Below are 26058 nucleotides of genomic sequence, written 5' to 3' on the forward strand. Positions count from 1 at the left end.
AATCCGGAGCCAAGTACCGTAGGAACCGATGAACCAGCGCACGCTCCTGATCACGTTGAACGGCCCCGACCGACCGGGCGTGACCTCACGCCTCTTCTCGGTCCTGGCCGGCTTCCCCGTCATCGTCGCCGACGTGGAGCAGGTCGTCATCCGCGGCCGGCTCACCCTCGGCGTCCTCGTCTCCTACGCGGGCGACACGCCGACCGGCACCGGCGGCACCCTCGGTGCCCTCTGGACCGCCGTCGAGCGGACCGCGGAGGATCTCGGGCTGCAGGTGGAGCTGTCCACCGGCTCCGACCCGAAGGAGAAGCGGCGCAGGGGGCGGCTCAACGTCACCGTGCTCGGCGCGCCGCTGCAGCCCGCCGCCATGGCGGGCATCGCGGGGCGGATCGCCGCGGCCGGCGCCAACATCGACCGGATCGAGCGCCTGTCCAGTTACCCGGTGACCTGCATCGAGCTGTCCCTCTCCGGCGCCGACCCCGACACCCTCAGGGCGGAACTGGCCGTCGAGGCGCACATCCAGCAGGTCGACGTGGCCGTGCAGCGGACCGGCCTGCACCGCAGGGCCAAGCGGCTGATCGTGATGGACGTCGACTCGACGCTCATCCAGGCCGAGGTGATCGAGCTGCTGGCGGCGCACGCCGGCTGCCTGGAGGAGGTCGCCAGGGTCACCGAGGAGGCGATGCGCGGCGAACTCGACTTCGCCGAGTCGCTGCGCCGCCGGGTCGCGCTGCTCGAGGGCCTCTCGGAGGAGGTCTTCGAGAAGGTGCGCAGGGAGCTCGTGCTGACTCCCGGCGCCCGGACGCTGGTACGGACGCTCAAACGGCTCGACTACCGGTTCGCGATCGTCAGCGGCGGGTTCACGCAGCTCACCGACGCCCTCGTGGAGGACCTCGGGATCGACTACTCCGCGGCCAACACCCTGGAGGTCGTCGACGGCGTGCTGACCGGGCGGGTGGTCGGCGAGATCGTCGACCGGCCGGGCAAGGCGCGAGCGCTGGAGCGCTTCGCCCGCGAGGCGGGGATCCCGATCAGCCAGACGGTGGCCATCGGCGACGGCGCCAACGACCTGGACATGATCGCGGCGGCCGGCCTGGGCATCGCGTTCAACGCCAAACCGGTGGTCCGCCGCGCCGCCGACACCGCGGTCAACGTGCCCTACCTCGACTCGATCCTCTACCTGCTCGGCATTCCCCGCGCCGAGGTGGAGGACGCCGACGCCGAGGACGGTGTCACCAGCGCCGAACGCTGACCGTACCGGCCTCGCGGGCGGTCACGATCACCCGCGCCCCGTCCGGCTCGGCCGGCGGGCCACCGGTTCCTCGGGGCGGTGAACCACCGGTTTCTCGAAGCGGCGGGCCGCCGGCTCCTCGGGGCGGTGAGTCGCCTACGCCTCGGAGCGGCGGGCTAACGGCTCCTCGGGGTGGTGAGAGCGGCCAGTCGCACGGCTTCGGCGCCGAGACCGCGCAGGGCGGGCTGCGCGGCGGCGGCGTGCCTGACGCGCCGGCGCAGGCCGGTCATCCTGTCGGCCGCGTCCCCGTGCGGATCGGCATCGGCCAGCTCGGCGAGCTCGTCCAGGCGGCGGGCGGCCAGCGCGTCCACGTGCGCGCCGAACTCGTCGAGCACGGCGTCGAGGTCGTCGGGCGGCACCCCGGCCTCCTCCGTCCTGACCGCCTCGGCGACCTTCTCCAGCCGGTCGGCGACGAGGTCGAGGACCGTCACCGTGGGTCCCGCCCCCTCCTCGGGCGGCGGCACCGCGAGCAGTGCGAGCGCGTTGTCCCGCAGCCGCCCGGCCGCCGTCAGCGACTCCCTGAGCCGCCGGGGCGCGCTGCCGCCCGGTTCCTTGTCCAGCAGGTCCAGGGAGTCGGTGAGCCGCCCTGCGGCGTCGGCCGCGGCGACGCCCCGGATGTCCACTTTGGCGGGGTCCCGGTCGATCAGCGACCGTACCAGGACGGCGTGGCTGTCGAGCATCTCCGCGATCCCGGCGGTCAGCCGGGCCCGGTGTCCCCTGGGCCACAGCAGCCGGGCGAAGAGCAGCGCCAGCGCGCCGCCCGCGACCGTGAGTCCCATCCTGGCCGCCGCCGCGCCCCAGTCGAGCGGCAGGGAGAAGTCGGACAGCATCAGCGAGAGCGGCGTGGAGAAGATCGCCCAGTATCCGTAGCCGGACCCGCGCAGCGCGAAGCCCAGCGCCGCGCAGACGGAGATGAAAAGCGTCAGGTGCAGGTGCCCCGGCGCGACCGCCAGCACCACCGCGCCGGCCACCGCGCCCACGCCCGTGCCCAGCACCCTCAGCAGCACCCGCTCCACCGTGTCGCGGTAGGCGGGGCGGAGGCTGACCGCCACGGTCACCACGAACCACTTCGCGTAGTGCTCGTGGATCAGCGCCATCAGCGTCATGGCCGTGATCACCGCCAGCCCGACCCGGACCGGGTGGCGGCCGGCCGACACCGCCGGCCTGCGGGGCCGTACGAACCTCGGCAGGCGGGGCCCCGTCTCGACGCTCTCGGCGGCCTGCCGCGCCACCGAGCGCACCGCCATCGCGATCCGGTCCACACCCTGGCGGATCTGCCCCAGCACCACGGCCGCGGGCAGCGGGGAAGCGCCCGCGCGGGCGGTTCCCCGGATCTCGTCCACCCGGTCGGCGAACCGCCCGATGGCGGCCAGCACCTGCGGGATCTCCGACGAACCGCCGAGCAGCGCCGCCTCCCGCAGCGCACGGGCCAGTGCCTCGACCGCCTCGTCCAGCTCCCGGATCCACTCCGTCCCGATGCCCGCCTCCTCGGCCGCCGCACGCAGTACGCGCAACGCGATCGTCTGCTGGAAGACGCGGGTCAGCGTGGCCGGTAGCCGCTCCGGCGACCGGTCGTCCTCCACGGAGATCCGGTAGAGGGAGAGTGCCCTGTCCAGGTCCTTCAGCGCGGTGACGGCCCGGTGACGCAGCGGCTCCCAGCTCTCGTCCGCGAGCGGCGCCCTTCCCCCCGCCGCCAGAAGGTCGGCCAGCGCCGTACCGGCCTCCTCCACGGCCCTGCGGAGCGGCCGGAGACGCCCTACCGGCCAGACCGCCACGACCAGCAGCACCGCCAGCAGGCCGCCGGCGGCTGTGGTCCCCATGTGGAGCGGCACGCTCGCGCCGGGGAGCGCGAAGTACGCCAGGGTCACGGAGAGCACCGCGGGGATGCCCAGCGCCGGCCAGTAGACGCCCGCCGCCGCGACCAGACCGACCGCCACGACGGCGACCGGCCAGGGACCGGGCTGGATGAGCGCTCCGAGACCGCCACCGAGCGTGACCGCGGCCGTGCTGACGAGCAACCTGCGGACACGATCGCCGTACGGCTGTCCCGGGGCGTCGCCGAAGAGCGTGAGATAGCCGCCCAGGGCCACCGAGGCGCCCTCCCGGAGGTTACCGAGGAGGACACCGGACATCAGGGGCAGGCAGATGACCAGCGCGCACAGCAGGCCGTAGCCCCAGGCCGGACGGCCGGAGAGCCGGAAGTCGGCGCGCAGCGCGCCGGTGAGCCCTCGCATGCCACCCCCGATCGCACCCTTCGCGACTCCCCTCCCGGAACCGCGCCGGGCCTCAGTGCCTCCCGGAGGCCTCGTCCCGGTGTTTCCGGGGGGTTCGTCTCAGTGCTTCCTGGGGTTCCAGCGGGCGATCCCGCGGCCGGTGTCGAGCCCGGCCCACTCGCCGTCGACCTCGATGACGGCGAACGCGCCGGGCGGGAACCCGTCGCCGTCGACCGCGGTGAGCTGCGTGACCAGCTCCTGGACCCCGGGGTTGTGACCGACCAGGACCAGCGTGCCGACCTCCGGGTCGCTCCGCCGGATCAGCGTGAGCAGCTCGTCGGGATAGGCCTCGTATATGGCCGGTTCGATCAGGATGTCCGCGCCGGGGAGCGCCAGGTCGGCGGTCTGCCGGGTCCGTACCGACGGCGAGCAGAGCACCAGGTCGGGGGTGAGGTCCATGCCGGCGAGGGCGGCGCCGACCTTGAGGGCGTCGCGCTCGCCGACCTCGGTGAGAGGACGCTCACGGTCGGCGAGGCCGGAGGTGTGGACCGCCTTGGCGTGGCGCAGGACGACGAGCGTGCGCGCCGTCATCGCGACGCCCACATGGCCAGAGCCACGATCACCGCGAACACCGCGACCATCGCCAGCAGGATGAGGACGAGTGTCTTGCCTCCGGAGGGCTGCTGTTCCATACCGGCCAGTTTCCCACTGGGGTGGCCCGCACACGCCGAAGGGGTGCACGCGGCCCGTGCACCCCTCCGTCAAACATTGTCGTGGAACATTGCTCAGCTGGAGACCTGCTCCGGCTCCCGGTCGGAGTTGTTCTCCTCCGTCGGGGCGATGCCCGCCGAACGACGCTTGGAGATGACGACCGCGGCGACGACGATGCCCACCGCCAGCACCGTGATGCCGATGCGCAGCGCGGTGTTGTCGGCGTAGGTCACCACGGCCGGGGCGATCAGCAGCGCCACGAGGTTCATCACCTTGAGGAGCGGGTTGATCGCCGGTCCGGCGGTGTCCTTGAACGGGTCGCCGACGGTGTCACCGATGATGGTGGCCTCGTGGGCCGGCGAGCCCTTGCCCCCGTGGTGACCGTCCTCGACCAGCTTCTTGGCGTTGTCCCAGGCACCACCGGAGTTGGCCAGGAACACCGCCATGAGCGTGCCGCACGCGATGGCACCGGCCAGGAACGCGCCGAGCGGGGCGTACCCGAGGGCGAAACCGACGGCGATCGGGGTCAGCACGGCCAGCAGGCCGGGCGTGGCCAGCTCCCGCAGCGAGTCGCGGGTGCAGATGTCGACGACCCTGCCGTAGTCGGGCAGCTCCGTCCCCGCCATGATCCCCGGCTTGGTGCGGAACTGCTCGCGCACCTCGAAGACCACCCGCCCGGCCGCGCGGCCGACCGCCATGATCGCCAGGCCGGAGAACATGAACACCACCGCGGCACCGATGATCAGGCCGACCAGCACGTTCGGGGAGTCGACGCTCAGGTTGAACGAGCTGAACGAGCCCAGCGCCGTCTTCACGCTCTCGGTCGCGCCGGCCAGCTGGGTCTCGACCGCCGTACGGAACGCGCCGAACAGCGCGGTGGCGGCGAGCACGGCCGTGGCGATCGCGATGCCCTTGGTGATGGCCTTGGTGGTGTTGCCGACGGCGTCCAGCGAGGTGAGCACCTGGGCGCCCTCGCCCTCGACGTCACCGGACATCTCGGCGATGCCCTGGGCGTTGTCGGAGACCGGGCCGAAGGTGTCCATCGACACGATCACGCCGACCGTGGTCAGCAGGCCGGTGCCGGCCAGCGCCACGGCGAACAGGGCGATGGTGACGTTGCCGAAGCCCAGCAGGAAGGCTCCGTAGACGGCGGCTCCGATGATCAGCGCGGAGTAGACCGCCGACTCCAGGCCGACGCTGATGCCGGACAGGATGACCGTGGCGGGACCCGTACGGGAGCTCTCGCCGATGTCCCGCACCGGACGGCGGTTCGTCTCGGTGAAGTAGCCGGTGAGGATCTGGATGGCGCTCGCCAGCACCAGGCCGATGAGCACCGCCCCGATCGCGATCAGGCGCGGGTCCGAGGTGACCGCGGCGATCTCCGGGCTCACGTTGGTCAGCCCGGAGAAGCTGGCCGGCAGGTAGAGGTAGGCCGCGACGGCGACGAGGATCGCCGAGATGGCCGCCGAGATGAAGAAACCCCGGTTGATCGCGGCCATCGCGTTGCGGTCGCCGGCGCGCGGGGCGGTGACGAAGATTCCGATGATCGCCGTGATCACACCGATCATGGGCACGATCAGCGGGAACACCAGTCCCTCGACGCCGAAGGCCACCCGGCCCAGGATCAGGCTGGCGACCAGCATGACCGCGTAGGACTCGAACAGGTCGGCGGCCATGCCCGCGCAGTCGCCCACGTTGTCGCCGACGTTGTCGGCGATGGTGGCGGCGTTGCGCGGATCGTCCTCGGGAATGCCCTGCTCTACCTTGCCGACCAGGTCGGCGCCGACGTCGGCGGCCTTGGTGAAGATGCCTCCGCCGACTCGCATGAACATGGCGAGCAGCGCGGCGCCGAAGCCGAAGCCCTCCAGCACGGCCGGGGCGTCACCCTGATAGATGATCACCACCACGGCCGCGCCGAGGAGGCCGAGGCCAACAGTGATCATTCCGGCCACACCGCCGGTGCGGAAGGCGATCCGCATGGCGATCTTCTCACCGGACGCGCGGGCCGCGGCGGCGACGCGGACGTTGCCGCGGACCGCCAGCCACATGCCGATGAATCCGGTCAGCGAGGAGAACAGCGCGCCGACGACGAAGAAAGCCGATCTGCCGATCCTCACGCTGGTCGTCTCGGCCGGGAGAAGATACAGCAGGAACGGGATCAGAATGACGAACAACGCGAGCGTCCGGAACTGCCGCGCAAGGTACGCGGAAGCCCCTTCCTGGACGGCTCGCGCGATGTTCTGCATACGTTCGGTGCCTTGGTCGGCGGCCAGCACCTCCCGCACCAACGTGCCGGCGACGGCGAGTGCGAGCAGGGCGACGGCGGCGACCACGATCACGATGGTGAAGTGATGACCACTCAGGGATACCGCTGGCTCTGCAGCGGCGAGATGGAGCACAGACATCCGAGTCTCCTTGGCAAGACGGGAACACGTCCTGCCCGGAGTGCGCTGCGGTGAGATTAGGCGGCTGAAGCGGCGCACATCCGGGATGGTTGGCAGTGCCGCTTCCAGTTGCAGACCCCCACGGAGGGCGGCTCGCGTGCGGGCCGCTCCGAAGGATAAACCTTGGCCGGTTCCGGGAGTCTACGCAGCGACGACGCGGATATGAAGCCTCCGCCCGCGCCCATTTGGCGACACGACCAGCGCCTCTTGGCGACCCACCTGCTTATGAGGTCATTTCACCCGTCACACCTGTCACGCCCACCCCTGTTTCTCCCCAGTTTCAGACAAGAAACATCTAAATTAAGTTTAGGCCGAAATTGAGATCCCCGTCCTGAAACCGCCAGGCGCGTTCACGGGACGTCACCGGCGGATCCTCTACCTGGACCACGCCCTCCGCGAGCCAACCCACCCCAACGAACAACCGGGCGTGTCCGTGTGGACACGCCCGGTCGCCGAAGTCTTCTCTGTCAGACCGGAGACATCCCGTTCGTCGCCGCCGGCCAGCTCATGCGAATGCACATGCCCTTCTGGCTCGGGTAGACCTGAACGTCGTCGGCCAGCCCCGCGATGACCGCGATGCCGAAACCGGCCATCAGGTCATCGGGAAGCTGCCCGAACGGATCGTCGAACCCCAGAAGGGCGCGATCATGCTCCAGCTCGTCACTGTCACTGGGGGCGGAGTCGGTGACCGTCACCTCGAAACGCCCCGAGTCATCACGTAGCTCGATCCGGATCGGCTCCCCCGGACAGTGGAGGCGATGTGCCTCCACGGCCCGCGAGCACGCCTCACCGACAGCAAGCCTTACCTCGTCCAGCAGCGACTCCTGCACCCCGGTGCGCCTGGCGATAGCCGTGGCGACCAGACGTGCCGTCCGCACATGCGCGGGGAGAGCGCTGAACGTCAGCTCGACGGTAGCCACGACTACTTGTCTCGACCGTGAGCTTCCTTGGCCTCGTCGACCGAGGCATAGATCCCGAAGACCTTTGTCAGTCCGGTGATCCGGAAAATCTTCAGGATGCGCTCCTGGGTGCAGACAAGCTCCAGTGAGCCATCGTGCGCCCTAACTCGCTTGAGCCCGCCGACCAGGACACCAAGGCCCGTGGAGTCAAGGAAGTCGACCTTCTCCATGTTGACGAGCAGGTGGAAATTCCCCTTGTTGACCAGGTCGATCAGGAGCTCACGCAATCTGGGCGCGGTGTAGACATCGATCTCACCCTCGACCTCAACGATGGTGAGACGGTCCTCGGAATGGTGGTCCAACTTCAGATCCACAGATCCTCCAGCGCCTTGCCTGCGAAAGTACCGATTCGGGCGTGCCCTCCTGGGACCGGGTGGCCCCCGGACGACAAGCCCCGACGCGCGGCATTCAACCATGCGTACGCTCAGTGTCTATACGAAATCACGATTCCCGGCGACTCTGCCCACAGATGTGAGACTGGAAACCAGTGACCCCGCCCTCATCCTCGCCCCTCGGCGCGGGCAACGCCCTCAGCCGTCTTCTCGACGTTCCCGCACGTCATGGGCGTGTCACCCATGTGGAGCGCGTTCCCGCACGTCAGGCCGGTGAGACCCGCTGGCCGGACTGGGTCGACCAGCGGCTGGTTACGCGCTGGGCGAACCACGGTATTTCCGGCCTGTGGCCGCATCAGGCCGAGGCCGCGGACCTGGTCCACCGTGGCCAAAACGTGATCATTTCCACAGGGACCGCGTCGGGCAAATCCCTTTCTTACCTGGTCCCGGCACTCTCCTCGACGCTCGACGGCGGCACGGTCCTCTACCTGTCGCCCAGCAAGGCGCTGGCCGCCGACCAGCTCCGCGCGCTGCGCGAGCTCGATCCTCCCGGCCTCCGGGCCGCCACCTACGACGGCGACACCTCCTTCGAGGAGAGGACCTGGGTGCGCAAGCACGCCAACTACGTCCTCACCAACCCGGACATGCTCCATCGCGGCCTGCTGCCCCGTCACGCTCAGTGGTCGCCCTTCTGGCGACGGCTGCGGATGGTCGTCGTGGACGAGTGCCACGGCTATCGGGGCGTGTTCGGCTCCCATGTCGCGCAGATCCTGCGCCGCCTGCGCCGGATCTGCGCCCGCTACGGCTCCAGCCCGACCTTCCTGCTCTCCTCGGCGACGGCCAGCGAGCCCGGAATCTTCGCGAGGCGCCTGACAGGCCTCCAGATGGCCGAGGTGACCGCGGACGCCTCCCCCCGGGGCGCGACCACCTTCGCGCTGTGGGAACCACCCCTGACCGACCTGCGCGGCGAGGGCGGGGCCCCGGTCCGCCGCCCGGCGACCGCCGAGAGCGCGGACATCCTGGCCGACCTCGTCGCCTCCGACGTGCGGACCCTGGCCTTCGTCCGCTCCCGCCGGGCCGCCGAGACCGTGGCCCTCACCACGCGGGCCAGACTCCAGGACCTCATCGCCGACGGGGAGGCGCCCGCGGACCTGCCCGGCAAGGTGGCGGCCTACCGGGCGGGATATCTGGCCGAGGATCGCAGGGGCCTGGAAAGGGCACTGCGCTCCGGCGAACTGCTCGGCCTGGCGACGACCAACGCGCTGGAACTCGGCGTCGACATCTCCGGGCTGGACGCCGTGCTCATCGCGGGGTGGCCGGGAACCCGCGCCTCCCTCTGGCAGCAGGCCGGGCGGGCCGGGCGGGACGGGCAGGACGCGCTGGCGGTGCTGATCGCCAGGGACGACCCCCTGGACACCTATCTCGTTCACCATCCGGAGGCCCTGTTCGGCCGTCCCGTGGAATCGATCGTGCTCGACCCCGGCAACCCGTACGTGCTGGGGCCCCATCTGTGCGCGGCGGCGGCCGAGATCCCGCTGACCCACGACGAACTGGACATCTTCGGCCCTTCCACCAAGGAGGTCCTCGCGGACCTGGTCGGAGACGGCCTGCTCAGGGAACGTTCCGCGGGCTGGTTCTGGACCAGCCGGAGGCGCGCCACCGACCTCGCCGACATCCGGGGAGCGGGCGCCGCGCCCGTTCACGTCGTCGAGATGTCCACCGGGCGGCTGCTCGGCACCGTGGACGAGCCCTCGGCCCACTCCACCGTGCACACCGGCGCCGTCTACGTGCACCAGGGAGAGACGTTCCTGGTGGCCGAACTCGATCTGGAGGCGGGGGTCGCGCTGGTCGAGGCCGGAACTCCCGACTACACGACCTTCGCCAGGGACGTCACCGACATCTCGGTCATCGAGTCCCTTCGCTCGCACCCCCTCGGGCAGGGAGAGCTCCATTTCGGCGCGGTCGAGGTGACGAGCCAGGTGGTGGCCTATCTCAAGCGCCGAGCCCAGAGCGGCGAGCTCATGGGGGACGAACCCCTCGACCTGCCCCCGCGCACGCTGCGGACCCGTGCCGTCTGGTGGACGCTGCCCATCTCGGCGATCGTCCCCCTCGCCGAGGAGGGCGTGGACCTCGGCGGTGCCGCGCACGCGGCCGAACACGCCTCCATCGGCCTGCTGCCGCTCTTCGCGACCTGCGACCGCTGGGACATCGGGGGTGTCTCCACAGAGCTCCATCCCGACACCGGGCTGCTGACCGTCTTCGTCTACGACGGCCACGAGGGCGGCGCCGGTTTCGCCGAACGTGGTTACGCCCGCGCGCACGACTGGCTCACGGCCACCCGCGAGGCCATCGCCTCCTGCGAGTGCGAACGCGGCTGCCCGTCGTGCATCCAGTCCCCCAAGTGCGGCAACGGCAACGAACCCCTCGACAAGGCCGGCGCCCTCCGGCTTCTCGCCGTCCTGCTCTCCCAGGACGAGCCGCGAACGTGACAGCCGGGTTTCATCAGACGGCCGTCAAGGGCCGGGATCGGCGATGTGCACGGGGCCCGCACGCGCCCTGGCGGTGATCGCCACCGGTCCCTTCAGGGGCAGTGACACCTCCATGGTCACCTCGATGTCCGCGACGCCGCCGTCACTGAGAGAACAGCGAGTGACCCTGGCACCGTTGTCCGCGGCCAGCGAGGAGGCCCTCCCGCAGCTTCGGCCGGGATCCGCGAAGGCCAGCCGGGCGGCGGCGAGCGCGCTCAGGTCGGCGGCGCTCTGCGCCCGGTGGCGCGCGACCCTGGCCGCACCCGCGAACACGACCGCCGCCGCGACCGCGAAGACCAGCGCCATGAGCCCGACCGTCCAGATCGTCGCCGACCCTCGTTGCGCGTTCTCTCCGCTCATCCCCGTACCGGCCTCTCGTCTTGCCGCGGACACGTCCCCTCTCCCTTCTCTTTCGGCCTCTTTCGTTCCTTCTCTTTCGGCCCGGTTTCCCGGCCTCCTGGTTGGCCCACGGTTCTGGCCGACGCATGACGCTCGCCGCCGCCACGGTCCCGGCCGGCCGGGGGTGGCTGTGGTGTGCCCCCTGCGAATCCGGCCACGAGCCACGCCCTCCCGCTCCGGTCACGAGCCACGCACCTACCGCTCCAGCCCCGGCTCGGTGACGGACACGGCGGTCGCGTGAACGGTCACGCTCGGGAGCGAGGCGCCCCAACGAGGCCTGACGTCCACGGACACCTCCACCCGCACCGTTTCCGCGCTCCGGGTCACCGTGACCACGGCGCCCGCCGGAACCATCGACAGGACGCCGCCTCGGACCCGCTCGAGCGTTTCGCCGCGCGAGGCGGCCCGAGCCCCGGCCCGCGCGGCATCCACACACTCCAGTCGCGCCTCGACCGCCGCCACGGCCCACAGCCCCGCTCCCAGCACGACCATGAGGGCAGGTAGCGCGGCGGCCGTCTCCGCGGTCACCGAACCTCTCGACCGGCGAGAGGAGGCCACCGACGCCGGGAGGATCATCCGGCCACGGTGAGTGCTCGGTTGATCAAAGCCGTGATCATCTGCTGGACGTCGGAACTCGTCACCACCTTGAAGAGGAGGGCCGCGAAAGCGCAGGCGGCGATCGTTCCGACCGCGTATTCGGCCGTGGACATGCCTCGGTCGCGGTGCGCGCCGGCGGTCAGCAGTGCCCACCGGACACGCGGCCACCGCGACCAGTCGCGCCACGCGTGAACGGCACTGGTTCGAGCCATCTCTCCTCCTGGAGATCTCCACCGGACCCACCGTCCGGCATCGGTGACGCCAGGGTTCTCCATACGCCCGCGGCCCCGTTGACTCGAACTGCATTCTGTGGAAGAACCTCGGGTTGTCCACAGCCCAGTAGCAGAGAATGTCGCCGGAAAGCATGAAACGGCCCTCTTCGAACGAGGAGAGCCGTTTCAGGGGCCAGATGGGGAAATTTCCAGAGCTCTATCCACAGGAATCATCGTTTCCCTGTGGATAACCCTGCCCTGTCGGGAAAACCCTGTGGATAACTTAGGGAAGCAGCACCTCACCGGCGAGACCCGCCACGACGGGGATGATTCCCAAAAAGACGAAGGCGGGGAGAAAGCACAATCCCAGGGGGGCAACGACCTGGATTCCCACCCGCTGGGCGGCTGCCGACGACGCGGCACGAGCGACGCGGCGGGAGTCGTCGGACAACCTGATGAGGACATCGGCCACCGGTGCGCCGCTCAGCGCGGCCCGGCTCATGGCCCGTGCCAGAGGGGCGAGCGAGCGCTCTGAGCCCAGGACCTGCCAGGCGCTCTCCGGCGCCGCTCCCAGTCTCAGCCGGCCACTCACCCAGGCCAGTCTCTCGCCCAGCGGCCCGCCGATCGCCTCCACCGTAACGTCGATGGCCCCGGTGATCGGCTGGCCGGCACGCAGGCAGGCGACCATGAGATCGGCCGCCAATGGCAGATCCGCCGTCACCCTCCGGCGTTCCTCGCGCAGTTCGGGGGGCTCCCGCCTTCGCAGGACGACCAGCGCGATCCCGAAACCGGCGACGCCCGCGACCGCCCCTGCCAGGCCCCCCACGGCCAGGAACGCCGCCAGCCCGGAAGCGGCGGCGACCACGATCTCACCCCGTCCCGGCAGCCGCCTCCCCTCCGGCTCACAAGCCGTCCCTCCGAACGCGTCGCGGCCCCTCCTCCCGACTGCGCCGCTCCTCCCGGCTGTGCCGCGAGCCGTGCTCGCGGAGGTATCGCGGAACATGCGCGCCGGCGCGTCATGGATCGCGCGCGCAGAGGGGTCACGAGCCACCCCCGCGGACAGGGAGAACGCGGACGCTTCGACCTCCTGCGACGTCTCCGGGAACCTGACCGGATGGGGTGAGCGCCGCACACGGCGGAGCCGGTCGGCGGGCTCTCTCCGGCTGCTCCACAGCCGAGCGGCGATTCCGGCGCACACCACGGCGAGCAAAATGATCATTGTTTCTCATCCCCTCTGATCCGGCCGCCTCTCCGACCTGGCCGCGCGGTCATCGGCCCTGCTGGGCACGAGTGACCAGACGATGGGTCCACCACAGCCCGCAGGCGTCGAGCGCGAGGCCGACGACCAGGCAACCGGCACCCGCCGGACTGCCGAAAAGGAAGTGCAGCGGGCGCATACCGAGACCGGCCGCCATCAGCAGACCGAGAACGGGGAGGCCCGCGAGCAACCGGGCCGTGGCCCGGGGACCGGCGAGCTGCGCGGCGACGTCGTGACGATGAACCTGGGCCTCTCGCAGGGAATCGGCGACACGGTCGACGAGAACGGACAGACCCGCCCCGGCGGTCACGCTCACCTTCCAACAGGCGGCCAGCCCTCGGAACGCCTCACCCCCGTGTTCGGGCGCCACCGCCAGCAGAGCGGCGGGAACGTCGCCTCCGTCTCTCGCGGCCGCGACCAGCGGGCGCAGGGCGGCGGGATCGGGAAACCCCGCCGCCCCCACGGCCCGCGCCAGCGCCTCACCCGCCGTCCGCCCCGCCGCGAGCTCCGCGGCGAGGCCCTGGCACAGCTCGATCGACGCGGCTCGCCAGGCATCCGCGCGCTTGGAAGGCCGCGACCGGGCGGTGAGTCTCTCGCGGAGAGAACCCGAGGCGACGGCGACCATGCTTCGACGTCTCATCCGGCGCAGGCGGGCGGTACCGGGATCCACTCCCGCCCACAACCACGCCGCCAGGGCGGCGAGGACCAAGGCGGTCGCCGTCATGACGCCGACCGTGACACCGGCCACGACACCGGCTGTGATGCCGACCGGGACACCGGCTGTGGCAGCGGCCGTGACACAGGCCACGACACCGGCTCGCCGGAGCTCGGCCGGCCGAGGACATCCTGTCGGGACTCCCGTTGGCGATCGGGCGCGGACATCGCCGGCCCCGGATCCGCGACGCCGGGTGCTCGGGCCGCGAGGGCGGGCAGGCCGGGACCGGGGATCACCTGGCCGTCCGGGGTGAAGGTGAGAGCCGATTCGGCCTCGACCAACCCCGAGGGGCGGCGGACCATCATGCAGATCTCGGCGACCCGGCGACGGCCGTCGGCATGGTCGCGGACCAGGTGGACGACGACGTCCAGGGCGGCGGCGATCTGGCTGTGGACCGCCTCCCTGCTGAGACCCGCCGCGCATCCCAGCGCTTCCAGGCGGGGCGGCACATCGGTCGCGGTGTTGGCGTGCAGGGTGCCGCAACCTCCCTCGTGCCCGGTGTTCAAAGCGCTGAGGAGATCGACGACTTCGGCCCCCCTGACCTCTCCGACGACAAGCCGGTCGGGGCGCATCCGCAAGGCCTGGCGGACAAGGTCGCGCAGGCCGACACCACCGGCGCCCTCAAGGTTGGCCGGGCGCGACTCCAGGCGGACGACGTGGGGATGAAGCGGTCTCAGCTCCGCGGAGTCCTCGACCAGCAGCAGCCTCTCCCCGGGGTGGGCCAGAGAGAGCAGGGCGGAGAGCATGGTCGTCTTGCCCGTACCCGTGCCGCCCGTGACCAGGAAGGCAAGCCTCGACTCGATCACCGCGGTCAGAACGGCGACGCTGTCGGCCCTGATCGCACCCGCTTCGACCAGGTCAGGAAGGGTGAAGGTGCGTTTAGGCGGTAGCCGCAGGGAAAGACAGGTGCCGTTGGGTGCCACGGGCGGAAGGACGGCGTGGAGCCGGACGCCTCCGGCGAGGCGGGCGTCGACGTACGGGCACGCGTCGTCGAGGCGCCTGCCCGCCGCGGAGGCGAGACGCTGCGCGAGCCGCCGGAGAGCGTCTTCGCCCGGGAAGACGATCGAGGTCAGGCGCAGCCCGCTGCCGTCGTCGACCCACACCTCGCGCGGGCCGTTCACCAGCACGTCGGTGACCTCGGCCTCGGCCAGCAACGGCTCCAGTGGACCCGCCCCGATGAGATCGGCGCACAGGACCCGGGCCACCGCCAGTATCTCCGCGTCGCCCAGCATCGCCCGCTCGGCCCGCAGGGCGACCGTGACGTGCGCGGCGCTGGGCTCGACGCCTGTCCTGGCCAGCCGTACGCGGACCGCCTCCACCAATTCCGGCGAGACCGTCACAGCGCTCTCGGCCCGCTTCACGCGTCCGGTCCGAACAGCTCGTGCAGGAACTCGGCGCAGAACCGGCCGAGAGAGGTGCGGCGACCGAGCGGGGGAACGTCGCCCCGATCGAGCGCGGCGGCGAGACGCGGCTGGTCGGGGAGACTGCCGCCGTACGGGATGCCGAGCGAGGTCGCCACCACGTCACCGTTCAGGACCCCGCTGCGCACGACGGCCCGCACCTCGCCCGTGTGCCCGCACAGCCCGGCGAGCACCTGGGCCGCGGCGAGCACGCCGCGCACGTCGGCGGTGACGACCAGGAGGGTCGTGGCGGCTCGCCCGAGCGCCTCCACCGCGGCCTGGTCGAGGTGGCGCGGCAGATCGACGACCACCAGGTCAAAGCCCCTGCGGCCCGCCTCGAGAACCGAGCGCATCGCCTCGGCCGGGATCGGGTCGACCTTGCCCCGGTCGAAGGAGAGCAACGTCAGCCCGCCGTAGGTCGGCAGGGCCGCCTGGAGCGCGGTGTAGCTGACCCTGCCCTCACGGGCGACCAGGTCGGACCAGCGCGCTCCGTCGGACTCCTCCTGCCCGAGCAGGAGGTCAAGACCGCCGCCGAGCGGGTCGGCGTCGACGAGGAGGGTGCGGACGCGCTGCCGGGACGCGGCCAGTGCCAGCGAACCGGCCAGGACGCTGGCTCCCGCTCCTCCCCGCCCGCCCGCGACACACACCACGGATCCGGGTCTCGCGGGCGGCTCGACGGCGTCGGCGAACTCGTCGGCCAGCCGCCGCTCCGCGGCGGGCAACTCCAGCACGCCCTGGGCTCCGACCGCGACGCACCTGCGCCACGTGTCGGGATCCTCGGAGGTATGGGTGGCCAGGAAGACGCGAGGGCGAGGTGGCGGTCCGGTCGCGGCCAGGGCGTCGGCCACGTCGCCACCGACGACGACCAGCGGGGCGCGGTTCCAGTAGGGCCGGGCGTGCGCGGGCACGTGGGCGACATCGAGCTCGGCTCCGGCCGCGGCGGCGACACGGAGCAGGTCGTCGAGCAGATCGTGGTCTTCGGTGATGACCAGCGGGCGGTCCACGGATGCCTCCCTGAGGTGCGGGAGTCCCACCCTCCGTGACGACCGCCCCTCCTCGGGATACCGAACGCCGCACTGTGGACAACCGGCCGCCAACGGTGCGCCCTGTGGAAAACCCGCGACCGGTACGTTCACGCGCGAGTGTGGAAACCCTCCGACCGGTACGTTCACGCGCGATCCTGTACGCACCGGAGCGCCCGCGCGGGAGCCTGTGCAGGCAGGAACATCCATATATGGATCCGTACATGGAGATCCGCCGGTAAGAGGGGAGAGGCCGTACCCGGAAGGCGAAGAGGCGTACCGAGGAGACCGCCGTACCGAGGAAACCGCCGTACCGGGAACGAGACAGGGAAGGCGTGCCGCCCGGACAGAGGGCGGCCCGGGAAACCGGGCGGAGGGCGGCCGGGAAAAGGGGCGACCCCCGCCGGGGGGGAGAGCGGGGGTCGCCAACCGGTCCGGCTCTGGGGGGGTAGAGCCGGTCCCGTTTCAGAAGAAAGCTTTCAACAGCTGCCAGAGCCTGGCGAGGGGAGTGCGATGCAACCCATGCGCAGTTACTCCGGTTTGGGGAGATACCACCTCATGCTGCCCGATCAACTCAAGTTTCGTCGAGGAGTAATCCCCGATTTCCCCTACTTTTTTAATGTAACGGTCCAGTCTCCGGATACGGCCCTGTCAAGATGCGCTCTGCGTGCGGGCGAGCGGCGGTAACACTCAGTGATCACCGTCAGGGTGTCCGGCCACCCTCCGGGCGTCGCACCGGCCAAGCCTTCCGGATGATAAACGGCATAACAGATGGTTCGTCCATTAATGTCCCCCGATCTGTAAAGGTCTTGCTCCTAGGGGTTCCCATCAGCGCGGATCGGACGTACAAAGGTTTCACGGACCACTTGTCCGGGCACGGCCGCCGAGTACCCACGCGCCGCCAGCCGCGGGAGGCGCGCTGGCGCGGGCTTGTCCCGCTCCAGCGATTATCAGGTGCACGCTTGGTAACCCGGTAGGAACGTGTCGGCGACGGCGCCCCTCACCAGGGGCGCCGTCGGTTTATGAGGACGGCCACTCGGGATGTCCGTAATCGGTGACGCTCGGTGATCGAAGCCGCCGCCGGCCGTCGCTCAGAGACACGAGCGACGGCAGCCACACCCCGGGGCACGAGCAGAACCAGCCGTCGCCCGGGGAGACGGGCAGGCGGCGACCCGCCCGAGGTCAGCCCCGCTGCATGACCTCGCAAAAGGTCAGCCCCGCTGCATGACCTCGCAAAAGGTCAGCCCCGCTGCATGGCCTCGCAGATCGCCGTGGCCTCGCGCACGCCCAGCGCGACCGCCGACGCGCAGTGCCGCACCCACGCGGCGACACCCTCGGGGGTGCCGCTCAGATACGATCGCAACCCCTCCCCGTAGGCCGGGCCGAGTTCGAGGTGGCCCACCTCGACGGCCACCAGCGACTTCGGGTCCAGGCCGAACTCCACCAGCGTCAGCCGCTCCGCCGCGCGCGCGACCACCCCGTCCGCCGTCCCGAACGGGCGCAGCACGGCAAGTTCCGCGTGTACGACGGCGGCGAGCACCAGCGCGGGGGCCTTCGAGGCGGCCGTCACCAACTGGACCAGCCCGTCCACCCGTGCCACCGCCTCCTGTGGCCCGGGGGCGGCGCCCAGTCCGAGCGGGTCGGGGGCCGCGGCGGTGGCCCTCGGACGGCCGAGGTCGGCCGCGCCGCCTTCTCCGGTGAGCCCCGAGGCGGCGAGCGTGTGCAGTCTGGCCAGCACCTGGCGGGGCGCCGTACGCCAGGTGGCGCCGAGCCGCCCCAGTTCGGCCGAGACGCGCAGCGCGCCCTGCACCACGGGATCGGTGACCTCGGGGATGACGTCGAGGGGCACGTCCACACCCTCCAGGGCGGCTGACGCGCGGGCACCGCGCAGCGCGGATCTGGCCGATACCTCCGGGCTCTTGCGCCGCAGCACGCGATGCCCGTAGAGCCGGTCGACGGCCTTGCGCGCGTCGGTGACCGCCTCGGACACTCCGGGCATTCCCGCGATGACAGCCAATGGGTCGTTCACGCTGCCTGACCCTATCGGGACCGCTCAGCGAAGCCCCGACCAGACCGGAGACGCCCAAGCAGGACCGCTCAGCGAAGCCCCGACCAGACCGGAGACGCCCGGCGAAGCCCTCCTTCGGGGAGCCGGAAACCGGGAAGCGGGCCGAAGGACCGGCCGTGGGAATCCGGTCCTCGGAGGCCCTCCCGGAAGATCACCCCGGGGAACAGCGGTCGGACCGTTCACCGAGCACATGACACCGCCCGGCGCACCGCGCCGCCGCTGCGCGTTGAATAACGCCGTCTACATTCCTACGGTGTCGAAAACGCAACGTTTCGAGGGTGATTATCCCCAAAATCAAGGTGTTTTGAATACATATGACCCCCCATCACCGATTGGTACAGACCTGTCTAGACCTCTTGTGGCGGACACGGGTGGCCTGGTGAAGTGGGACACGACCAGTCGATAGCAGTACGTGAGGAGTGCGTAGTGGCCCCGGAGACCCCTGGTTCCGAGTCGCGTGAGACCCAGGAGACGCTGTCGAACCTGCTGAAAGAGACCCGGCGGTTCGCACCTCCTGCCGACCTGGCCGCGGCCGCGAACGTGACCGCCGACGCCTACGCCGAGGCCGAACGGGACCGCCTCGCCTTCTGGGAACGGCAGGCCGACCGCCTGGCCTGGTCGAAGCGCTGGGACACCACCCTCGAGTGGAACCCGCCCTTCGCCAAGTGGTTCGTCGGCGGCGAGCTCAACATCGCCTACAACTGCGTCGACCGCCACGTGGAAGCGGGCCGTGGTGACAAGGTCGCCTACCACTGGGAGGGCGAGCCGGAGGGCGACACCCGTACGCTCACCTACTCCGACCTGCTGCGCGAGGTTTCCAAGGCGGCCAACGCGCTCCAGGAACTGGGCGTCGGCAAGGGCGACCGGGTCGCGATCTACATGCCGATGATCCCCGAGTTGCCGATCACGATGCTGGCCTGCGCCCGCATCGGAGCGATCCACTCGGTGGTGTTCGGCGGGTTCTCCTCCGCCGCGCTCAGCGGCCGGATCAAGGACGCCGACGCCAAGCTCGTGGTCACCGCCGACGGCGGCTACCGCCGCGGCGCGCCCAGCGCGCTCAAGCCCACCGTGGACGAGGCGGTCGCGGAGTGCCCCGGCATCGAGCACGTCCTCGTCGTGAGGCGGACCGGCCAGGACGTCGAGCAGACCGACAAGGACGTCTGGTGGCACGACGTCGTGGACCGGCAGTCCGACGTCCACGAGGCGCTGCCGAACGACGCCGAGGACCCCCTCTACATCCTCTACACCAGCGGGACGACCGGCAGGCCCAAGGGCATCCTGCACACCACCGGCGGCTACCTCACCCAGGCCGCGTACACCCACAACGCGGTGTTCGACCTCAAGCCCGACACCGACGTCTACTGGTGCACCGCCGACATCGGCTGGGTGACCGGCCACTCCTACATCGTGTACGGCCCGCTGGCCAACGGCGCGACCAGCGTCATCTACGAGGGCACCCCGGACACCCCGCACCGCGGCCGGTTCTGGGAGATCGTGCAGAAGTACGGGGTCACGCTGCTCTACACGGCCCCGACGGCCATCCGTACGTTCATGAAGTGGGGTGACGACATCCCCGCCAAGTACGACATGTCCTCGCTGCGGATCCTGGGCAGCGTCGGCGAGCCGATCAATCCCGAGGCGTACGTCTGGTACCGCGAGCACATCGGCGGCAACCGTACCCCGGTCGTCGACACCTGGTGGCAGACCGAGACCGGCGCCGTCATGATCAGCCCGCTGCCCGGCGTCACCGAGGGCAAGCCCGGCGCGGCCATGCGCCCGCTTCCGGGCATCACCGCCGACGTGGTCGACGACCAGGGCCGGAGCGTGGGCAACGGCGGTGGCGGCTACCTCGCGATCCGCGACCCGTGGCCCTCGATGCTCCGTACGATCTGGGGCGACGACCAGCGCTACATCGACACCTACTGGTCCCGCTTCGAGGGCATGTACTTCGCGGGCGACGGTGCCAAGAAGGACCAGGACGGTGACATCTGGCTGCTCGGCCGGGTGGACGACGTCATGCTCGTCTCCGGGCACAACATCTCCACCACCGAGGTCGAGTCGGCGCTGGTCTCCCACCCGAAGGTCGCCGAGGCGGCCGTGGTCGGCGCGACCGACCCGGTGACCGGGCAGGCCATCGTGTCGTTCGTGATCCTGCGCGGCAACGCCGAGGAGGGCGCGGACATCGCGGCCGAACTGCGCGCCCACGTGTCCAAGGCGCTGGGCCCGATCGCGAAGCCGCGCCAGATCCTGGTGGTCCCCGAGCTGCCCAAGACCCGCTCCGGCAAGATCATGCGGCGTCTCCTGCGTGACGTGGCGGAGAACCGCAGCGTCGGCGACGTCACCACCCTGGCCGACAGCACGGTGATGAACCTCATCTCGGAGAAGCTGCCCAGCGCCAAGAGCGAAGACTGAGCGAGCCGGGACACCCCGGAGACGCCGGAGACGCCGGAGACACGGCCCGCCCGGAGAGACCGAACCGCTTGATCACTCCGATTCCCCGCGAAAAGTCCTCCGCGCGAATCCCTCCGTGAGCTCCCCGCCGGCCCGCGAACTCCGTGGGTTCGTGTGAACTCACGGAGGGGCCTTCGGCGGTTCCTCCGAAGGCGGGACCGCCGGCGGCTTTGCGGCGGCATCTCCGTCGGTGTCCCCGATGAAGACCTCGAGGACACCTCCGGTGGCGTCTCCGATGGCGGGGACTCTCCGCTCGGGAGGCCCTTCCACGGGTCATGGCCCAACGGCTCACGGTCTCTCACGGGTCATGGCCCCACCGGTCCCTCACACAGGTCACGGCCTCACCGGTCCCTCACGGGGTCATGGCCCAACAGGTCACGGCCCCACCGATCCGGTCTCACGGGCCTGCGACGTTCACCGGGCCGTCGCCGGGGTAGCTCCCGGCTCGTTGACATCTTCTTCGGGACCGAAGGTCGCAGAAAACGGGGAACTCCCGCCCGCACGGGCCGTGAGTCGTCCCGGCGCTCGCCGTTCCCGCCAACAGCCCGACGGTCCCGACCAAGGAGCCAACGGTCCCGTACAGACGTCACATCCCACGCATCCCACCCGCCCGGCGGGGGTCTGTGGTGCAGGTTCTCACCACCGGACAGCCGAGACCTCACCAAACCGGTGCAGTCCCCCGCCTCCCTTCCTCTCCGGGACTAAAGTCTGAAGTCTTGACGACGCAGATATTTGATGACAGGTACGCGATGACCACCGGCGTGCTCGCGACGCCGGTTCCGGCGACGATTCCGCTGCGGGTGTGCGTGCGCGACCGCCTCAACGCGCAGCATGATGTTCGACAAAGGCCCTCGATAGGAGATCGTCCATGACACATATCCCGCCCGCGGAACCACAGGAGGAGTCACTGGGCGCGCTGGTCGCCGCCGCCAGCGACCACATATCCACCCTGGTCCGCGCCGAGATCGAACTGGCCAAGGCCGAGTTCAGGTTCGACGCCAAGCGGGTCGGCACGGCGGCGGGGCTCTTCGGCGCCGCGGCGTTCATGGCCCACCTGTGCCTGATCCTCGCCTCGTTCACGATCGCCTACGCCCTGATCGGCGTGGGCCTGTGGCCCTGGGCCGCCTTCCTGATCGTCACCTTGCTCTACCTGATCACGGCCGGGCTGCTGGTCTTCGTCGGCATGCGGCGGCTCAAGGGCCTGACCGGGATGAAGCGGACACTGCGCTCGCTCAAGACCATCAGGAGCGGCGAGCCCGAGCCCGCCCCCGGTACGGCTCCGGTCCCCGCCGTCCAGCCGGACGGCCGTCGCGACCCGGCGAGACCCGGCCAGTGAGCAGGCCCGACGAGTCCCTGGTCAAGATCGAGGGGCCGTGGACCCACCGCTCCGTCCACGCCGGCGGCACCCGCTTCCACGTCGTGGAAGCCGGTACGGGCCCCCTCGTGCTGCTGCTCCACGGATTCCCGCAGTTCTGGTGGAGCTGGCGCAACCAGCTCGTCTCGCTCCCGGCGGCGGGCTACCGCACCGTCGCCGTCGACCTGCGGGGCTACGGAGCCAGTGACAAGCCTCCGCGCGGCTACGACCTGCACACCCTGGCCGACGACGCGACCGGGCTGATCCGGGCGCTGGGCGAGACCGGTGCGATCGTCGTCGGCCACGACTGGGGCGGGCTGCTCGCCTGGACCATGGCCGTGACGGATCCCAAGGCGGTCCTGCGGCTGGTCCCGGTCTCGGCTCCGCACCCCCGCCGTCTCCGTACCACGCTGTTCACCGAGCCCTTCGGCCAGTTCAGGGCGGCCCGCTACGCGCTGGGCTTCCAGCTGCCGCTGCTTCCCGAGCGTCGTCTGACCGCCAACTCCGGTGCCAGGGTGGGGCGGCTGCTCGACCGGTGGTCGGGCCCCGGCTGGCCCGAGGAGGACGTGGCGAGGACCTACCGCGACGCGTTCCGTATTCGCAACGTGTCGCACTGCGCGCTGGAGTACCACCGCTGGTTCGGCCGCTCCCAGCTCCGGCCGGACGGATGGCGCTACGCGAGGACCATGCGTACCCAGATCCACGCGCCGACCCTGCAGTTGCACGGCGCGCTCGACAGGCACATCCTGCCGCGCACCGCCCAGGGCTCCGGCCGCTACGTCGCCGCCCCCTACCGGTGGCGGCTGATGGAGGGCGCCGGGCACTTCCCGCACGAGGAGCGCCCCGGCGAGTTCGACGCCGAGCTCGTCGCCTGGCTGTCCGACCCGGAGCCCGACCGATGAACGGGCGGGACCGGGACCCCGACGGGAGGCCGCGCAACCAGCGTCCCCGCGACGCGTTCGGACGCCCGCTGCCGCACGGCGCCGAGGGCGTGGAACGCATCCCGGACGACTACGCGCCGAGCGCCGAGGAGGCCCTCTCCGAGGCGCGCCGCCTGCTCGGCGAGAGGCGGCCGTTCCACGCCCACGAGGTGCTGGAGGGCCGCTGGAAGACCTCTCCCGAGGAGGAACGCGAGCTGTGGCAGGGACTGGCGCAGATCTGCGTCGGACTCACCCACCTGCAACGGGGAAACCACCGCGGGGCCGCGACGCTGTTCGCGCGGGGCGCCGACCGGATCAGCCGCTACGGCATGCCGTACGAGCGGATCGCCAGGACCGCCCACGAGCTCGACACCCTGGAGGCCGAGGCGGCCATCGCCAGGATCGAGGAACTCCTCTGATCCTCGCCCCCCGCCGGCCGGACGTGCCGGCGACGCCCCGGTGACATGCGCGGGCGGCGCTCTGACGTCACTCTGACGATGCTTCCGTGGTTCGGGACCGGGAGCGTCAGGCGACCGTACCGGACGTCACGAAGCCGGACAGTGCACCACAGAACCGGATGAACCAAATGTGGCATCACGAAGCCGGACAGGGCGTCGCGGAGCCGGACGGCGCGTCAGTTCTGGTCGCACTCCTGGGTGTCGACCCGGTTGAAGAGCCTGGAGCCGTCCTCGGCGTCCGGCGCGACCTCGGCGGCGGTGAGCACGTAGCCGGTCTCCTGCTGGTTGAGGGCCGCGGCGAAGACGACACCGTAGACCTTGCCCTCGGGGGTGAGGAGCGGGCCGCCGGAGTTGCCCTGGCGGACCAGGCCGCGGATGGCGTACACGTCGCGGACGACGCTCTTGCGCTCGTAGATGTTGAACCCCTTGGCCTTCTGCTGCACCCGGATGCGGGCCACGTTCATGGTGTAGCCGAGGCCGTGCGGGAAGCCGGCGACGATCGCGTCGTCGCCCTTCTTCGCGCTGCCGTCGAAGCGCAGTACGGGCATGTTGAGCCCGGGGACGTGGAGGATGGCGATGTCGCGGTCGGGGTTGTAGAGCACGACCTTGGCAGGGTGGGTCTTGTCGAGGTAGTCGGTGACCTGCAGACCCTGGTTGACCCCGGCGACCACGTGCGCGTTCGTCATGATCTTGTTCTGGGCGTAGACGAAGCCGGTGCCCTCGATGTGCTTGCGGCAGCTCGTGGCCACGCCCTGGACCTTGACGATGCCCCGGCGCGCCCGGTCGAGCTGCCTGTTGCCCTTCGTCGCCACGCTTTGGTCGGGCGGCGAGACGTCGACGAGCTGGCCACCTCCGATGGCGTCGAACACCTTGGGGAAGCCGGAGGTGTCGATGAAGTTCTTGAAGGGGACCTGCAGCTCCTTGGCCGCGCTGGGCAGCGTCTGGTCGACCGTGGTCAGCAGCAGGGACCTGTTGACCTGCTCGCTGATCAGGGTGAACTGCGACGACGCCAGCAGCGAGCCGATCAGCCACGCGATGATCAGCACGGAGAAGGCGCTCGCGAAGGTGCCGCCGACCGCGTCGACGACCTTGGCGGGCTCCCAGGTGACATGGCTGCGGACCACCGCGCCGATCGTGGACGACGCGAACTGCCCGACCGTGGCGGAGAGGAAGACGATGACGATCGCCAGCAGGGCGCGTTCGGTCTCGCCGTCGACCACGGCTCCGGCGATGGGCGGGGCGATGAACATGCCCAGCAGCCCGCCACCGACAAAACCGACAAAGCTCAGGGCACCGATGATGAACCCCTGGCGGTATCCCGACACCGCGAAGGCCACCATCAGGGCGATCAGGATGAGATCGAGGAGATCACCGCTCACTCCCTTACGGTATCCAGCCGTCGCCCCGCGCGTGCACACCTTCTGCGAGGTCTCTGCGGTTATCGTGGCCGGATGGCGATGATCGGAGGGGCGGCGGCCGTGGAGTCTCTCATCGAGGCCGCACTGCGAGAACGGGACCAGGAGGGCGCGGCCCGCTGGCACGCGATCACCCAGCTGCAGGAACGCGGCGATCTGGAGACCTTCACCGCGGCACGGAGGCTGTGCTCGGGCAGGACCACCGCCGAGCGGATGCTCGGGGTCGACATCCTGGGGCGGCTCGGCTTCGTCGACCGGACGCTGCCGGTGCTCCGCGCCCTGTCCGTCCAGGAGGACGACTGCCTGGTGCTCTACTCGGTGCTGATCGCCTTCGGCCACCTCAGGGACCGCCGCGCGCTGCCGTCGGTGATCGCCCTCGCCGAGCACGACGATCCCCGGATCAGGTACGGGGCCGCCTACGCGCTGCCGAACATCATGGGCAGCCCGCCCGACCCGACGGGCCTGGCCGCGCTGCGGCGGCTCACCCTCGACCCCGACGAGGACGTGGCCGACTGGGCCCGCCTCGGCCTCGCCCTGTCGACGGGACGCGAGGTCGAGGACACCCCGCCCGACGGCCCAGCAGGACGCGAGGTCGAGGACATCCCGCCCGACGGCTCAACGGGCCGCGAGGTTGAGGACGTCGGGCGGGATGTCCTCGACTCGTGACCGGTCCCAGGGAAGCTCGAAACCCGAACCGCCGAGCACCCCGTCCAGCACTCCCGCGGTGAACCCCCACACCAGCAGCCCGCGCACCCGGAACGCCGGCCCGATGTGACCGCTCGGGTGGCGCAGCCTGATCCGGTTGGCCGGGTCGACGAGCTCGCGGACCGGGACCCGCTCCACCGACTCCACCTCCTCGGGCGAGGCCGCGTGCACCACGCAGGGCGTGTGCCACCAGCCCAGCACCGGGGTCACCCGGTTGTCGCTGTGGCTCAGGTACAGCTCGGGCATGGTCCCGAGCACCCGGACGCCCGCCGGGTCGAGACCGGTCTCCTCGCTCGCCTCGCGCAGCGCGGCGGCGATCGGGCCGTCGTCCTCGGGATCCACTCCGCCGCCGGGGAAGGCGGGCTGTCCCGGGTGCGTGCGCCCGCGCGAGCTCCGCTGGATGAGCAGCACGTCAGGGCCGAGCGGTCCCTCGCCGAAGAGCAGGAGCACCGCGGCCGCCCGCCCCCCGGACGCCGGAGGGCGGAACATCGGGGTCACCGGCATTCCCCTGACCCGCTCCGCCAGCGTTTCCAACCACCCAGGGACCTCTTCCACGGGCACACCTCCGGTTCTCTGCAACGCGGTGTCCCGTCCCGCGCTTCCCGG

At 70.8% G+C, this 26058-nt stretch carries 22 protein-coding genes; 7 read left to right on the top strand and 15 right to left on the bottom strand.

Annotation, left to right across the window (positions count from 1 at the left end; genetic code table 11):
* Nucleotides 1–28: 28 nt before the first annotated feature.
* Nucleotides 29–1252 (top strand): phosphoserine phosphatase SerB, encoded by a 1224-nt coding sequence (serB, locus tag AB0G15_RS02545; protein ID WP_362834681.1) that lies wholly within the window; start codon nt 29–31, stop codon nt 1250–1252.
* 155 nt (nt 1253–1407) lie between these two features.
* Here the strand turns inward: serB and AB0G15_RS02550 are convergent, their stop codons facing one another.
* The 5 genes from AB0G15_RS02550 to AB0G15_RS02570 form a co-directional block, all read right to left on the bottom strand.
* Complete coding sequence (locus tag AB0G15_RS02550; protein WP_362834682.1) at nt 1408–3525, bottom strand: FUSC family protein; 2118 nt, start codon at nt 3523–3525, stop codon at nt 1408–1410.
* 99 nt (nt 3526–3624) lie between these two features.
* Entirely contained in the window at nt 3625–4095 is a 471-nt protein-coding gene (locus AB0G15_RS02555) for a histidine phosphatase family protein (protein WP_362834683.1), read from the bottom strand.
* 194 nt (nt 4096–4289) lie between these two features.
* A complete protein-coding gene (locus AB0G15_RS02560; RefSeq protein ID WP_362834684.1) occupies nt 4290–6620 on the bottom strand; it encodes a sodium-translocating pyrophosphatase in 2331 nt (776 codons plus the stop codon).
* A gap of 506 nt (nt 6621–7126) precedes the next feature.
* Nucleotides 7127–7579, bottom strand: a complete 453-nt coding sequence (locus AB0G15_RS02565; RefSeq protein ID WP_362834685.1) for an ATP-binding protein — start codon at nt 7577–7579, stop codon at nt 7127–7129.
* Between the two features lie 2 nt (nt 7580–7581).
* The gene (locus AB0G15_RS02570; RefSeq protein WP_030916965.1) at nt 7582–7932 is read right to left on the bottom strand and encodes an STAS domain-containing protein; all 351 of its coding nucleotides are present in this window, start codon (nt 7930–7932) and stop codon (nt 7582–7584) included.
* Nucleotides 7933–8195: 263 nt separating this feature from the next.
* Here AB0G15_RS02570 and AB0G15_RS02575 point away from each other — a divergent pair, with 263 nt between their 5' ends.
* Nucleotides 8196–10439, top strand: a complete 2244-nt coding sequence (locus AB0G15_RS02575; RefSeq protein ID WP_362834830.1) for a DEAD/DEAH box helicase — start codon at nt 8196–8198, stop codon at nt 10437–10439.
* Nucleotides 10440–10463: 24 nt separating this feature from the next.
* Here AB0G15_RS02575 and AB0G15_RS02580 read toward each other — a convergent pair whose 3' ends face one another.
* From AB0G15_RS02580 to AB0G15_RS02615, 8 genes are all read right to left on the bottom strand, one after another.
* Nucleotides 10464–10871, bottom strand: coding sequence for an Rv3654c family TadE-like protein (locus AB0G15_RS02580; RefSeq protein WP_362834686.1), 408 nt, complete (start codon nt 10869–10871; stop codon nt 10464–10466).
* Nucleotides 10872–11072: 201 nt separating this feature from the next.
* On the bottom strand, nt 11073–11405 hold the full coding sequence (locus AB0G15_RS02585; protein ID WP_362834687.1) for a TadE family type IV pilus minor pilin: 333 nt from the start codon (nt 11403–11405) through the stop codon (nt 11073–11075).
* Between the two features lie 44 nt (nt 11406–11449).
* A complete protein-coding gene (locus AB0G15_RS02590) occupies nt 11450–11686 on the bottom strand; it encodes a DUF4244 domain-containing protein (RefSeq protein WP_362834688.1) in 237 nt (78 codons plus the stop codon).
* A 283-nt stretch (nt 11687–11969) separates the two neighbouring features.
* Nucleotides 11970–12551 carry a type II secretion system F family protein gene (locus AB0G15_RS02595; protein ID WP_362834689.1) on the bottom strand — a complete coding sequence of 194 codons (582 nt, stop codon included), beginning with the start codon at nt 12549–12551 and terminating at the stop codon, nt 11970–11972.
* Nucleotides 12552–12954: 403 nt separating this feature from the next.
* Nucleotides 12955–13668: a type II secretion system F family protein gene (locus tag AB0G15_RS02600; protein WP_362834690.1), complete on the bottom strand. Its 714-nt coding sequence runs from the start codon at nt 13666–13668 to the stop codon at nt 12955–12957.
* Nucleotides 13665–15020 (bottom strand): TadA family conjugal transfer-associated ATPase, encoded by a 1356-nt coding sequence (locus AB0G15_RS02605; RefSeq protein ID WP_362834691.1) that lies wholly within the window; start codon nt 15018–15020, stop codon nt 13665–13667. Before AB0G15_RS02605 ends, AB0G15_RS02600 begins: the two co-directional genes overlap by 4 nt.
* Nucleotides 15017–16063: a septum site-determining protein Ssd gene (gene ssd, locus AB0G15_RS02610; RefSeq protein WP_362834692.1), complete on the bottom strand. Its 1047-nt coding sequence runs from the start codon at nt 16061–16063 to the stop codon at nt 15017–15019. Before ssd ends, AB0G15_RS02605 begins: the two co-directional genes overlap by 4 nt.
* Before the next feature lie 1258 nt (nt 16064–17321).
* Complete coding sequence (locus AB0G15_RS02615; RefSeq protein WP_362834693.1) at nt 17322–18110, bottom strand: oxidoreductase; 789 nt, start codon at nt 18108–18110, stop codon at nt 17322–17324.
* 465 nt (nt 18111–18575) lie between these two features.
* Here AB0G15_RS02615 and acs point away from each other — a divergent pair, with 465 nt between their 5' ends.
* From acs to AB0G15_RS02635, 4 genes are all read left to right on the top strand, one after another.
* Nucleotides 18576–20561, top strand: coding sequence for an acetate--CoA ligase (gene acs, locus AB0G15_RS02620; protein ID WP_362834694.1), 1986 nt, complete (start codon nt 18576–18578; stop codon nt 20559–20561).
* 907 nt (nt 20562–21468) lie between these two features.
* Nucleotides 21469–21936 (top strand): phage holin family protein, encoded by a 468-nt coding sequence (locus AB0G15_RS02625; protein WP_362834695.1) that lies wholly within the window; start codon nt 21469–21471, stop codon nt 21934–21936.
* On the top strand, nt 21933–22856 hold the full coding sequence (locus AB0G15_RS02630; protein WP_362834696.1) for an alpha/beta hydrolase: 924 nt from the start codon (nt 21933–21935) through the stop codon (nt 22854–22856). The genes AB0G15_RS02625 and AB0G15_RS02630 overlap by 4 nt, the downstream gene beginning before the upstream one ends.
* Nucleotides 22853–23293 carry a DUF309 domain-containing protein gene (locus AB0G15_RS02635; protein ID WP_362834697.1) on the top strand — a complete coding sequence of 147 codons (441 nt, stop codon included), beginning with the start codon at nt 22853–22855 and terminating at the stop codon, nt 23291–23293. Before AB0G15_RS02630 ends, AB0G15_RS02635 begins: the two co-directional genes overlap by 4 nt.
* A gap of 215 nt (nt 23294–23508) precedes the next feature.
* On the opposite strand, the gene AB0G15_RS02640 is transcribed toward AB0G15_RS02635, so the two are convergent.
* Nucleotides 23509–24711: a MarP family serine protease gene (locus tag AB0G15_RS02640; RefSeq protein WP_362834698.1), complete on the bottom strand. Its 1203-nt coding sequence runs from the start codon at nt 24709–24711 to the stop codon at nt 23509–23511.
* Between the two features lie 72 nt (nt 24712–24783).
* On the opposite strand from AB0G15_RS02640, the gene AB0G15_RS02645 reads away from it, so the two are divergent.
* Nucleotides 24784–25413 carry a HEAT repeat domain-containing protein gene (locus AB0G15_RS02645; protein ID WP_362834699.1) on the top strand — a complete coding sequence of 210 codons (630 nt, stop codon included), beginning with the start codon at nt 24784–24786 and terminating at the stop codon, nt 25411–25413.
* On the opposite strand, the gene AB0G15_RS02650 is transcribed toward AB0G15_RS02645, so the two are convergent.
* The gene (locus tag AB0G15_RS02650; protein ID WP_362834700.1) at nt 25363–26007 is read right to left on the bottom strand and encodes a CoA pyrophosphatase; all 645 of its coding nucleotides are present in this window, start codon (nt 26005–26007) and stop codon (nt 25363–25365) included. The two genes, AB0G15_RS02645 and AB0G15_RS02650, sit on opposite strands and share 51 nt — an antisense overlap.
* Between the last annotated feature and the right edge of the window lie 51 nt (nt 26008–26058).

The sequence above is a fragment of the Streptosporangium sp. NPDC023825 genome (assembly GCF_040639575.1).
GTDB lineage: Bacteria > Actinomycetota > Actinomycetes > Streptosporangiales > Streptosporangiaceae > Streptosporangium.